The sequence below is a fragment of the Acinetobacter sp. ANC 5045 genome (assembly GCF_004331005.1).
GTDB lineage: Bacteria > Pseudomonadota > Gammaproteobacteria > Pseudomonadales > Moraxellaceae > Acinetobacter > Acinetobacter towneri.
Genome location: NZ_SJNS01000003.1, coordinates 16,508 through 29,602, shown reverse-complemented (window position 1 = coordinate 29,602; position 13,095 = coordinate 16,508). Strand labels below are relative to the sequence as shown.

The 13,095-nt window shown below is 40.5% G+C and carries 11 protein-coding genes; 3 read left to right on the top strand and 8 right to left on the bottom strand.

What is annotated here, in order from left to right; translation table 11 throughout:
* The 5 genes from E0H79_RS04050 to E0H79_RS04030 form a co-directional block, all read right to left on the bottom strand.
* On the bottom strand, window positions 1–1,581 hold the full coding sequence (locus tag E0H79_RS04050) for a cytochrome ubiquinol oxidase subunit I (protein WP_096900849.1): 1,581 nt from the start codon (window positions 1,579–1,581) through the stop codon (window positions 1–3).
* On the bottom strand, window positions 1,581–1,772 hold the full coding sequence (gene cydP / locus E0H79_RS04045) for a cytochrome oxidase putative small subunit CydP (RefSeq protein ID WP_004973408.1): 192 nt from the start codon (window positions 1,770–1,772) through the stop codon (window positions 1,581–1,583). The genes E0H79_RS04050 and cydP overlap by 1 nt, the downstream gene beginning before the upstream one ends.
* Window positions 1,773–2,325: 553 nt before the next feature.
* The gene (locus E0H79_RS04040; protein WP_096900848.1) at window positions 2,326–2,934 is read right to left on the bottom strand and encodes an OB-fold-containig protein; all 609 of its coding nucleotides are present in this window, start codon (window positions 2,932–2,934) and stop codon (window positions 2,326–2,328) included.
* A 152-nt stretch (window positions 2,935–3,086) separates the two neighbouring features.
* Complete coding sequence (locus E0H79_RS04035; RefSeq protein WP_171287411.1) at window positions 3,087–3,398, bottom strand: Rieske (2Fe-2S) protein; 312 nt, start codon at window positions 3,396–3,398, stop codon at window positions 3,087–3,089.
* A 14-nt stretch (window positions 3,399–3,412) separates the two neighbouring features.
* Complete coding sequence (locus E0H79_RS04030; protein WP_131260879.1) at window positions 3,413–4,417, bottom strand: adenosine kinase; 1,005 nt, start codon at window positions 4,415–4,417, stop codon at window positions 3,413–3,415.
* 139 nt (window positions 4,418–4,556) lie between these two features.
* Between E0H79_RS04030 and E0H79_RS04025 the strand changes: the two genes are divergently transcribed.
* The 3 genes from E0H79_RS04025 to E0H79_RS04015 all read left to right on the top strand — a co-directional run bounded on the left by E0H79_RS04025 (window position 4,557) and on the right by E0H79_RS04015 (window position 9,279).
* Entirely contained in the window at window positions 4,557–5,006 is a 450-nt protein-coding gene (locus tag E0H79_RS04025) for a GNAT family N-acetyltransferase (protein WP_131260878.1), read from the top strand.
* Window positions 5,007–5,156: 150 nt separating this feature from the next.
* A complete protein-coding gene (locus E0H79_RS04020) occupies window positions 5,157–8,096 on the top strand; it encodes an insulinase family protein (protein ID WP_131260877.1) in 2,940 nt (979 codons plus the stop codon).
* Between the two features lie 34 nt (window positions 8,097–8,130).
* On the top strand, window positions 8,131–9,279 hold the full coding sequence (locus E0H79_RS04015; protein WP_131260876.1) for a phospholipase A: 1,149 nt from the start codon (window positions 8,131–8,133) through the stop codon (window positions 9,277–9,279).
* 96 nt (window positions 9,280–9,375) lie between these two features.
* Here E0H79_RS04015 and E0H79_RS04010 read toward each other — a convergent pair whose 3' ends face one another.
* From E0H79_RS04010 to ilvA, 3 genes are all read right to left on the bottom strand, one after another.
* Window positions 9,376–10,716 carry a TrkH family potassium uptake protein gene (locus E0H79_RS04010; protein WP_131260875.1) on the bottom strand — a complete coding sequence of 447 codons (1,341 nt, stop codon included), beginning with the start codon at window positions 10,714–10,716 and terminating at the stop codon, window positions 9,376–9,378.
* On the bottom strand, window positions 10,713–11,369 hold the full coding sequence (locus E0H79_RS04005) for a potassium channel family protein (protein WP_004973425.1): 657 nt from the start codon (window positions 11,367–11,369) through the stop codon (window positions 10,713–10,715). The genes E0H79_RS04010 and E0H79_RS04005 overlap by 4 nt, the downstream gene beginning before the upstream one ends.
* Before the next feature lie 129 nt (window positions 11,370–11,498).
* Window positions 11,499–13,037, bottom strand: a complete 1,539-nt coding sequence (gene ilvA, locus E0H79_RS04000) for a threonine ammonia-lyase, biosynthetic (protein WP_019837302.1) — start codon at window positions 13,035–13,037, stop codon at window positions 11,499–11,501.
* Window positions 13,038–13,095 lie beyond the last annotated feature (58 nt).

The window sequence follows — 13,095 nt, the reverse complement described above, 5'->3', positions numbered from 1 at the left end:
TTAAGCCTCCTCATTGGCTTTTTTCGCAGCTTCAATTTTCTCGAAGTGGTATTTACCAGTATGAAGCGAGCTTGGGCCTAGACGTGAGAATTTGATCATCAAGTACATTTCAATAATCAGCAAAACGGTATAGAACGCTGCCAATGCAATGATTGAGCCCCATACGTCGCCAGTGCTGAGTGAAGATGCAGACAAGTGTGTTGGAAGTACTTCACCAATTGTCCATGGTTGACGACCAACTTCTGCTACATACCAACCTGTTTGCGCTGCAATCCAAGGTAATGGTAATGAGAATAACGCAAATTTTAATAACCAAGGTTTGCTTTCTGCGTTGCGTTTAGCCACTGCAAAAGTTGCAAGTGCGAATAACAACAGCATTAAGAAACCAGAAGCTACCATGGCACGGAATGCCCAGAACAAACTTGGTACGTGTGGAATAGTATCCGCAGCAGCCATTTTAATTTGTTCGTCAGTCGCATCTACTACGTTTGGCGTGTATTTTTTCAACAATAAACCATAACCCAAATCGGTTTGAGTTTGCTCAAATGCAGCTTTAAGTTCAGGAGATTGGTCGCCCGCACGTAATTGCTCAAGTTGTTGATAAGCAACCATACCGTTACGAATACGAACTTCGTGGTTTGCGATCAGGTCTTTAATACCAGTCACTTCTTCGGTGATAGAACGCGTTGCAATAATCCCCATGACATAAGGAATTTTAACTGCGTAATCTGTCGTTTGCGTTTCTTCGTTTGGAATACCAAATAAAGTGAACGCTGCAGGAGCAGGGTGAGTATCCCATTCTGCTTCAATTGCTGCGAGTTTGGTTTTTTGAACATCACCTAATTCATAACCTGATTCATCACCAAGTAGAATTACAGATAAAGTAGAAGCTAAACCGAAAATTGCTGCAATAGCGAATGAACGACGCGCAAATGGCAAGTCTTGCTTTTTCAATAAGTAATAACTTGAAATCGCTAAAACGAAAATAGCACCCGTTACATAACCTGCAGAAACAGTGTGTACGAATTTAACTTGCGCAACAGGGTTAAAAATTAACGCCCCGAAGTCAACCAATTCCATACGCATGGTTTCGTAGTTAAAGGTAGAACCCACTGGGTTCTGCATCCAGCCGTTGGCAACTAAAATCCAGAGAGCGGACATATTAGAACCAAGCGCAACCAGCCACGTTACACATAAGTGCTGCACTTTGGAGAGGCGATCCCATCCAAAGAAGAATAAACCAATGAAGGTCGATTCTAAGAAGAAGGCCATTAAACCTTCAATTGCGAGTGGTGCACCAAAGATATCACCCACGTAGTGTGAGTAATACGCCCAGTTTGTACCAAACTGGAACTCCATGGTTAAACCAGTGGTTACCCCTAAGGCAAAGTTAATACCGAAGAGTTTTCCCCAGAATTTGGTCATGTCTTTATAAATTTCTTTACCAGAAATCACATACGTGGTTTCCATAATGGCAAGAATAAAAGCCAGACCTAAAGTCAGTGGAACAAAAATAAAGTGATACATCGCGGTCATTGCGAATTGGAACCGCGAGAGATCGACCACGCTTTCAGAAATCATCAACGTGTCTCCTTGATTGAGGAAGGACTGCCAGCAATACGCTCAGCAACTTGTGAATCAAAATTTTGAGGAATAGTTGGGGCATCAAACCAAATATTTTTGATGACCATTAACAGCACGACCTTAATTATTAAAATGACCGTGAGTTCACGAACTACTTTTCTATTTAAATCTTTAGGAACTAAGCTCACTTTTATAAGCCTATTTTTTAAACTGTGTTTTATATTATTAAACAAAAACATACAAAAAAAAATAGCTGGCACAGTTAAAATGAAAATATATTGTTAACTTATTATAAATCAATAGTTTGTTTTTGGGTGTTGCAGAGAATAAATGGAGGAAAGTAATATTTTTTAAACTTGACAGAAACACTTGTAATTAATAATTCAAAATCTGACTAAAATACTTATATTTTAAAAAAGAAAATCAGACTAAATTGCTATGAATAAAAATCAATCTAAAAATAGCAATAAATTAGAGATATTATCAGCTAATAATTATTCTCATTCTTTTGTTAAAGTTTAATGACGATTCCGCATATTTTTTTATTTCCCTACAATGTAGTGGTGCTTTGTCTTTGGCTTAGTCTAGGGTAAACAGCATTTTTTCATAATGATTTTGTGTAAATATTGTTCAGATCACATGAAATGTATCGTTTATAAACAAACAGATTGTGTTGAGTTTGAGTGAAAAATTTTAACTTTCTTAGGTCAGCATGATTGGTTTTAAATCTTAAAAAATAACTTATTGATTGCTAAATAGGTTATTTGATGCCGAAATTTTTTTGGCAAGATAGTGAGATCTTTTTTTGCGCACAATAATAATTTGAGCTTGAAATTCAAGTTCACCAAATTCAGGTTCAACCTGCACATAATGCAGTTGCCCAAACTCATCACGTACACGTGCTTGTGCAGAAAAACCAGGACGGGCATTACCACTGGAAATTGTGGCTAAACGTCCGAGTAAATCGACTTGGCGCACGCTATATTTGGGCTTAATCACTTGGTCTAAACAGTGAATCATGAAGACTGTAAAAAAGATGGCAATAATAAACGCTGGAATAATAATGTAATAAGCAGGAACGAAATGTTGTTGTTGTGAGTAAATCAAAAACTGTAAAAAATATCCTGCAACACTGAAATTCATCAGTAAAAAAACAAAAATCAGTACTTTAGAAAATTTAACATCTAAAAGTGGCGATTCTGTAATTCGTTGTGAAAATGCACGTTTGAGCAACTGACTTGGGCGAAAATTAAAGTAATAACCAATCGTTTCGACAGTGCTGAGTAGCAATAAAACAACTAGGCTGAGATGAAAGGGCATTAAGTTCAAATCAGATAAAAACTCATGCATGCGCTAAACTCACGTGTTGAAATATTTATAGGTGATGTTATTAGATGCAGATCATTGATCTAACTCTGCTTAGAGAGCATAGATAAATGATCTGGTTTTGTATAGAGCTAAGATTTGGAACTTTTCGCTTCTTTCTGAAAGTTGCAAAAAAGTTAGTCGTTGATCAAGTAAATCCCACCATCTGAATGAACGCTGATCTCAACTTTCTCAAGTGATTGACCTAAACATGGGCCAGAAATACATTCACCTGTTTCAACTAAAAATAAAGCACCATGCGTTGAGCATTCAATATATTCTTGGTCACGGTCTAAGAATTGGTTTTCTAAAAATTCTAATTCCACTTGTAGGTGTGGGCAGACGTTTTGGTAAGCGTAATACATGCCATCACGTTGGGTGATAAAAATTGTGTCACCATTTGGCGTTTCGTAGGCACGTGCTTCACGCTCAGGAATGTCTTCCATCATACAAATTTTATTCATTATGCAGATTCCTTTTGAATGCTATGCAAAAGTTTAGCGTAATCTTCTACCGCAAGACGAGGGCCGAATTGAGAAACCACTTCACTTGAAATCAGAATGGCAAGTTGAGCTGCAGTTTGGAAACCTAAGCCTGCATTGAGTGCATACAGGAATGAACCTGCAAAGGCATCACCCGCACCGTTGGCATCAACAGCAGTGACTTGACGACCTGGTACAGAAAAAGCGTTGTTGCCATCATAAATTAGGGCACCTTGTGCGCTCAATGTAATGACAATGTATTTGCTTTTTTGTTTTAGTTGTTCTAATGCCGCTTCAGCCGTTTCCGTTCCTGTGTACATCATGGCTTCTTGCTGGTTACAGAAGATCAAATCCACACCATCATCTAGTAACTCATCCAAACCTTCACGCGCATATTGCACCATGGCTGGGTCAGATAAGGTCAGTGCAATTTTCACCTGATTGGCTTGAGCAATTTCACGTGCTTGTTTCACTGCGGCACGTGCGGTATCACTCGTCGATAAATAGCCTTCAATATAGAGCCATTTTGCAGTTTTGAGCGGTTCAAAATCAATTTGTGCAGCAGAAAGTTCTGCGGTAATACCTAAATAGGTGTGCATGGTGCGTTCAGAATCATCACTGACCAAAACCATACAAGTGCCTGTAACACCCTCACTGACTGATTTTGTTGTAGTGTGAATACCTGCTTCATTAAGACCTTTGAGGTAAATATCACCCAATTCATCATTTCCAACGCGACATGCATAGAATGCTTGTCCGCCCAAAGCGCTGAATGCTACTGTTGTATTTGCTGCAGAACCGCCTGAAGCTTGGCCTTTATGTCTTTGCGTTTTAATTAAGTTGTTGTATAAATTTGCTTGTGTTTCACCATCGGTTAATTGCATAGTACCTTTTTGCAAGCTATGTTGAATGAGGAAGTCATCCGAGACTTGAAATTCTTGGTCAATTAATGCATTACCAATTGCAAAAAGATCAACAGTTGCCATGTCTTTAAATCACAGTCAAAATTAAAAACGCTAAGTTTACACCAATGCTCAGGATTGCTGTAGTTTCATGAATAAAATTCATTTGAATGAATGATATTGATGGAAAATAGGGGTTTAGCAGAGTTATCAGGAAGGTTAGATGAACATCGAAATTAAAGAAGCACAGGAATTACCAGCGCAAATACAGACTTTGGCAAAACATGCTGCTCAGGAAGGCTTTGATTTTGTCCATCGTTTAATTGAAGAATGGGAAAGTGGCAAAAACCGCTTTGATCAGCCTGGTGAATTCTTACTGTTTGTTTATGATGGCGAACAATTGGTTGCTTGCGGTGGCTTAAACCAACAGTGGAATGAGCAAGACATTGAAAGTCGCATCGGGCGGGTTCGTCGTTTCTATGTTTTACCAAATTACCGTAAACATGGTGTGGGTAAGCAACTATTGCAACATTTAGAGAAAAAAGCACGTGCCAATTTCTCTGCGCTGTGCCTGAATACAGATACTAAATCTGCAGCACATTTCTATCAAAAACAAAATTATGTGTATGTTGAGAATCATCCAAACTATAGTTATTTTAAATACCTGATTTAGTTTTTTGCAGTAGCAAAACCCGACTTGTGCTGCACTTTGTTGATACTTTGCATATTTCAATCAATTTAGTCGGGTTTTCAACGTGAATTATCTAAAGAACTAAAGCTATAATGGCTTTAGTTTTTTATTTGCTTATTTTTAGGAGATCACATGACTGTAGATGTCACTGAAACCATTTCCCAGACTGTACATCCTGCGTTTCAGTTGGTACGTCAACACCATGTTGAAGCCTTAGACATTTTAGTGTCTGAATATAAACATAAAGTTACAGGTGCGGTGCATTATCATTTGGCGACAGATCATGATGAAAATGTATTTTTAGTCGCATTTCGCACTCAGCCGATGGACTCCAAAGGTGAGGCACATATTTTAGAACATACTGCGTTGTGTGGTTCTGAAAAATTCCCTGTCCGTGACCCGTTCTTTTTAATGATTCGTCGTTCATTGAATACTTTTATGAACGCATTTACCGCGGCAGATTGGACGGCTTATCCATTTGCAACACAAAACAAAAAAGATTTCCAAAACCTGCTTGCGGTGTATATGGATGCGGCTTTTGCCGCCAATTTAAATCCTCTCGATTTTGCTCAGGAAGGTATTCGTATTGAGCTGGAAAATGGTGAGCCTGTATATAAAGGCGTGGTTTTTAATGAAATGAAGGGGGCAATGAGCTCGCCATCTGATCAGTTGTATCATCAGTTGGCTTATCATTTATTCCCTGAAACCACCTATCACTACAACTCAGGTGGCGACCCGAAAGATATTCCAGATTTAAGCTATCAGGAGTTGGTCGATTTTTATAAGTCGCATTATCATCCAAGTAATGCGGTATTTATGACGTTTGGCAATACGCCCGCATACGATTTACAGGAACAGTTTGAACAATTGGCCTTGGCGAAATTTGAGCAGGGGCAAACGCTGTATTCTAAGCCAGAACGTCGTCTTGCCGCGCCTGTTGCAGTTACAGAAACTTATGCTGTTGATGCAGAAGAGCTGAAGGATAAAACTTATCATGTTTTGGCGTGGTTATTGCCTGAAGCCAGCGATATTAAATTGCGTTTGGGGATGCGTTTAGTTGAAGGTGTTTTGCTTGAAAACTCTGCTGCACCATTACGCCACTATTTAGAAACTTGGGCGCATGCACAATCGACAGGCCCGTTGATGGGTGTGGATGACTCCAACTTTGAAATGACATTCTTCTGTGGTGTGCAAGGTTCAAACCCAGAACATGCAGCCGAATTTCAGGCAGGTGTATTAAAGGTTTTACAAGGCGTTGCTGCAAAACCTGTAGATACCGCTTTAGTCGATGCAATTTTACATCAGATTGAATTGCATCAGCGTGAAATTAACGGTGATGGTATGCCTTATGGTTTGAGTTTGATTTTAAATGGCTTGAGCAGTGCCATTCACCACAATGACCCAATTCAAGTTTGGGATGTGGATTCTGCAATTGAACAGGTTAAAGAAGAACTGAAAGACCCAATGTGGTTATCGCAATTAATTCAGACACATTTAATTGATAACCCACACCGTGTGCAAATGACTTTGGTACCGGATGCAGAAAAATCGGCCAAAGATACTGCACTTGAAAAAGCACGTTTGGCTGAAATTGGCGCACAACTCACAGATGAGCAAAAAGCAGAAATCGTCGCGCAAACGGAAGCTTTAAAAGTCCGTCAAGATACGCCAGATGATTTGAATTTATTGCCAAAAGTTGGTTTGGAAGATGTGCCTGCAGCTTTGCATATTGTGCAGGGTGAGTTGCGTGAAATTATCAGTAACCGCATTGATTATCCTTTAAATTTATATCATGCAGGAACCAATGGAATTTACTATCAGCAAGTATTGATTCAAATTCCTGATGAAATTGTTCAATCGCCATATTTTAATTTGCTGTCTATTTTGATGGGCGAAGTGGGTGCAGGTGAATACGACTATTTAGAATTACAACAGCTACAAACCGCAGTCAGCGGTGGTTTGGGCATGGGCGCATCTTTACGCTCTAAAGTCGATGACAAAAATCAGATCAGTGCATGGCTCACTTTAACCACTAAGTCTTTGGTGAATAATCTTGAAGCCATCCGCTTGCTGAAACTGGCATTTGAGCAATTACGTTTCGATGAAAAAGACCGTATTATCGAGCTATTACAACAACGTAAAACCCGTTGGCAGTCGCGTTTGTCGGGTTCGGGGCATAGTTATGCCATGCAAATTGCAGGACGTCATCACAGTGCTTTGGCACAGCGCGATTACAACAACACAGGTTTGGGCGCATTAAATTGGTTGGCAGACTTGGTTGCTAAAATTGAAAAAGATGCAGCGGAATACGAGAAATTGATTGCTGAGTTGCAATTGATTCACCATAAATTACTGCAAGCACCTAAGCAATTTTTGTTAGTATGTGAAGAACATCAAACCGATCGTTTGGTCGAAGAAGTTCAAGAAGTTTGGGATAAACTTATTGTTGCAGAAAATCCTGCTGCTTTAACTCAAGTTCCTGTAGATCATTCAACGCAAGATCAGGCATGGTTGATTCAAGCCAATGTGCAATTCTGTGCGGCTGCGTATCCTGCGGTGGAAGTGTCGCATCCTGATGCTGCACCTTTGATGGTATTGGCTGCATATTTGCGCAATGGTTTCTTACACAGCGCAATCCGTGAAAAAGGCGGTGCTTACGGTGGCGGTGCAAGCTACGATGGCAATGCATGTTCATTCCGTTTTTACAGTTATCGTGATCCACGCTTGGCAGAAACTTTCGCAGACTTTGAAGCGAGTATTGATTGGTTATTTAATGCAGAGCAATTGCCGCATCAACTAGAAGAAGCGATTTTAGGTTTAATTGCTAGTATGGATAAACCAGGTTCGCCTGCAGGTGAAGCGATTACTGCATGTTATGCATTATTGCACGCGCGTACACCCTCATTCCGCACAGTATTACGTGAGCGTTTATTGGCGGTGACTTTAGACGATTTAAAACGTGTTGCGGAGCAATATTTGCGTCAGCAGCAAGCATCTAAAGCCGTAGTCGCACCTGTGTCAAAACGTGAAGCATTGCTCGAACTTGGTTTTGAAATTAAACAAGTGAACTGATACGTGAAATAACAACGAAAACTTAGGGGGATTTATGAGCGCGTTCAAACTGTTTGAACGCACAGGACTGTCGCTGAGTGTTGCCGCACTCAGCACTGTGTTTGTGGCGAAAACCTATGCACAAGACCCAGCTAGCTTAGTTGCACCTGCAACACCTGAAGCCTGTGTGGCTTTAGAGTCAAATGCTGATCGTTTGGTGTGTTACGATGCTCTGTTTAAAATTCCTGAAGCAGAAAAAACAGCGCTGATTAGCGAACGTCAAGCCGCTCAGGCACTTGCTCCTGCACCTGAAACTGTGAAAGAAAAAATTGCAGTGGGTGTGAGTAATTTATTTTCATTTGATGTACCAAAGCTTGATCCGAATGTATCTTTACTGGATAAGCGCTGGGAGCTTTCACCCGATAGCAAATTAGGCACATGGAATTTACGTGCTTATCAACCTGTGTATTTGATGCCTACTTTTTGGACGTCCGATAAAAATGAACGTCCACAAAGCTTGAATGAGCAAAATACCGTTCCCGTGGGTAAGGAGCAAAACCTGACCTCAATGGAAACCAAATTTCAGCTGTCTTTAAAAACCAAAGCGGTAGAAAATCTGTTGGGTGATAACGGTGATGTGTGGCTAGGTTATACCCAGTCATCACGTTGGCAGGTTTATAATGGTGATGAGTCACGTCCATTTCGTGAAACCAATTATGAGCCTGAAGCCAGTTTGATGTTCCGCACCAACTATACACTTATGGGGCTGCATGGTCGTTTATTGGGTGTGACGTTGAACCATCAATCCAATGGTCGTTCTGATCCATTATCACGCAGTTGGAATCGGGTGATTTTTAATTTAGGTTTTGAAAAAGACAATTTTGCCTTGATGTTACGTCCGTGGTATCGCATTGAAGAAGACCGCGCTGATGACAACAACCCAGATATTAAAAATTATATCGGGCGTGGCGATATGTTGGCATTTTATCGCTGGAAAGAGCATGACTTTTCTTTGATGCTTCGTCATAGCTTAAAAGGCGGTGATGACGCGCACGGTGCAGCACAGTTTGACTGGGTTTTCCCAATCAGTGGAAAATTACGCGGTCATTTCCAGTTGTTTGATGGTTATGGCGAAAGCCTGATTGATTATAACCACCGCGCCACCTATGTTGGTTTGGGTGTGTCTTTAATGAATTGGTTTTAAGTAGATTAAGATTGATTTCTCATTATTGCTCGCTGAATATAAAACGCCAATCTTGAAGATTGGCGTTTGTTTTTGAAGTCGGATCGTATCCAGCTTTTATCCAACTTGAATATCTGCGGTTGGATGTTTAAGTCGGCTTTTTTGTGGTGTGGCGATTAAATAAGCCAAAGTCAGCGGCCCTAAACGACCTGCAAACATCAACAACATTAAAATAATTAAGCTGGCAGGTTGTAATTCACCTGTAACACCACGGGATAAACCCACCGTGCACGCTGCAGATACAGCCTCAAACAACAGGTCTAAAAAATTCAGTTTCGGTTCAAGGGCAAGTAAGCTAAACAAACCGAGGCAAATTAACATACCTGTGATGCTGATCACCGCCAAAGCTTTAAAGGTGGTACGTTCAGGTACAGCATGATTAAACACACGCACCTCATCTGAACGTCTTAAAAAACTGATCACACTTAAAATGACAATAATAAATGTGCCAACTTTAATACCGCCTGCGGTACTGAGCGAACCACCACCAATAAACATCAGAAGCATGGTGAGCAAGGTCGAGCTATTTTGCATACTTGCGACATCTAGACTATTAAAGCCTGATGAGCGAGGAACGGTAGCGTGAAACCATGCATTGAGGGCTTGATCGCCAATACTCATGGCTGCAAGGGTATGTGGATTATTGGCTTCAATCGCCCAAATCAGCAGAAAGGCCACAAAGTTTAAACCAGCAATGGTCGATAAAATCAGCTTGCTATTGGGTGAGAGTTTTTTCCAGCGTTTGGCACGTTTAATATCCATGAGTACCACAAAACCAATACCGCCAATGATATACAGCATACTAATAGTTAAGGTAATCAGGTATTGATCTGCAAAACTCATTAAGCTATTGGGAAATAATGAAAATCCACCATTGTTAAAGGCTGAAACACTATAGAAAGCCGCATAGAAAAATGCATCGCTAAATGGATAATCCTGCATCCATGCCAAGGTTAAAATAACCGTGCCAATCCCTTCAAAAAACAATGAGTAGAGCAACACGCTTTTAATGGTCATCGACACTTTAGACAGGTTGGTTTGCCCAATGGTGTCTTGCGCCATGATTTGTTGTTTTAAACCAATTTTGGATGACAAACTTAAAACCGCTAAAATCGCAAAAGTCATAAAACCTAAGCCACCACATTGTAACAACAACATAATGACCATTTGCCCAAATACGGTATAAGCATCGCCAATATTCACTACAGACAATCCAGTGATCGTCACTGCAGATGTAGCAGTAAATAAGGCATTAATCCAACTCATCTCGCCATGATGGGAAATGGGCAGTTTCAGCAAGATTGTGCCAATGCTAATAAAGCTTAAAAAGCCCAGTGCCAAAAGACTGGGTGGGCTTAAATTGACAGTTTTGATTTGTTGTTTCGCTGTTTTTTTCATTCTGACTTAAATTGTTTAGATAAGCGTTTTAATGGTTCAAGTTGTCCTTCAACCACCAAAATATCATCTGTTTGTAGCATTAAATTGGATTCAAGCGTATAGAAAATCGTTTCGGCACGTTTAAACAGTAAAAGTTTAACTTCGGGTGCATGTGACATCAGACTATGAATGCGCGTGCCATGCAAGTTGTCTTTAATTTTTACTTTTACAATATAGTGGTTGTCGTTTAGGCTCATATAACGACTCACCATCGGATAACTCAGCGATTGCGCGATGCGAACGCCCATATCTTCTTCAGGGTGAATAATTTTACTTACGCCCAAATGGGTCAAAATCATGGTATGCGCTTTACTTTTGGCTTTAACGTAAATTTTAGAAATACCCAAATTCTTTAAATTTAAGACACACAAAATACTGGCTTCAATATCTTCACCAATGGCGACCACCACTGCATCACAATTTTGAATATTCAGTTCTTCCAAAACGTGTTCATCGGTTGCATCGGCAATCACCGCATGGGTAATTTGATCGGCAATGTTTTCTACAAACTTTTTATTGCTATCAATCCCAATGACATCATGGTTGAGTTTGACCAATTGTGTCGCCACAGTTGCACCAAAGCTACCTAAACCAATGACAGCAAATTGTGCCATAGCATCATCCTGAAAAATTATATTATTCTTCCAATATTCTAAAATATTTTAGGGCTCTATACTGTAGCAATATGACTAAAAAACCGCTGAAATCAGCGGTTTTTTGCACTTATTGAGATGTGTGATCGGTTATTTTAAGAAACGCTGATAACCCAAGTTATTAGTAATCTCTTGGTATGGATAAGTGATCTTTTCCAAAGTTTCAATTAAACCATCTGGGTTCTGTTTGGCATCCGAAGCTTCTAAACCGACCAATACACGACCTTCCGCTGCACCGTGGTTACGGTAATGGAACAGGGTGATGTTATGGGTTGGGCCTAAGCGCTCCAAGAAAGTCAGTAATGCACCCGGACGCTCTGGAAATTCCACACGGAATAGACGTTCATTTTCAATATCGGCATGACCACCGACCAAATAACGAATGTGTAGTTTTGCTACTTCATCATCCGACAAATCATCAACATCGTACTGGGTTTTGAGTAACTCATAAATATCGTGGCGTTCTTTTTCACCAGATTTTAAGCTGATGCCGACAAAGACTTGTGCAGCAGTAGCATCGCTGGCGCGGTAGTTAAACTCGGTGATATTACGACCTTGCAGCGCACGGCAGAAGTTAAGGAACGCACCTTTTTCTTCTGGAATGGTCACGGCAAAAATTGCTTCTTTATGTTCACCGAGTTCAGTACGTTCCGCAATATAGCGTAAACGGTCAAAGTTCATGTTTGCGCCACAGACAATTGACACAATATTTTTATTTTGCAATTGGTGTTGCTCGACATATTTTTTGATGCCTGCCAAAGCCATTGCACCTGAAGGTTCTACAATGCTGCGGTTTTCATCAAAGGTGTCTTTAATTGCCGCACAGATTTCATCGGTATTCACCAAAACTACATCGCGCTCAACAATTGGGCCTGATTGATCTGATTTTTGTAGTTGTAAAACTTCAAACGGTTTCTCACCAATTTGTGCGACAGCAGTACCATCGGCAAATAAACCCACTTGCGGCAAAATAACCCGTTCATTGGCTTCAAAAGCCGCTTTTAAGCAAGCCGATTCATCATATTCTACAGGAATGACTTTGACATGCGGTGCGACATCGCCCAAGTAGGCTGCAACACCTGCAATTAAACCGCCACCACCAACAGCAACGAAAACATATTCGACATCGCGCCATTGACGCAAAATTTCGTTGGCAATCGTACCTTGACCTGCCATGACCAATTCATCGTCATACGGTGGAATAAAAGTCATGCCTTCATCTTGGGCACGTTGAATTGCATATTTGTTGGCAACATCAAATGAGTCACCATGTAATACCACTTCGCCACCCAAGCGTTTTACCGCTTGTACTTTAATATCTGGCGTGGTTTTAGGCATAACGATAATGGCGCGAATGCCCAGTTTTTGCCCAGACAATGCTACACCTTGCGCATGGTTGCCTGCAGAGGCAGTAATTACACCACGTTCAAGTTGGTCTTTGGGTAATTGGCTAATACGGTTATACGCACCACGCAATTTAAAAGAGAATACAGGTTGTAAGTCTTCACGTTTAAAGCGAATGTTATTGTTCAGTTTTTCACTAATTCGTGGCGCTGCGTCGAGTGGGGTTTCGATTGCAACATCGTAGACCGTTGCTTGTAAAATTTGTCGAACCAAACGAGACAGCATGTTAATCTTCCATCTAACAGTTTAAAATAGGGGGTTATTGTAACAAACCCCTGCACAT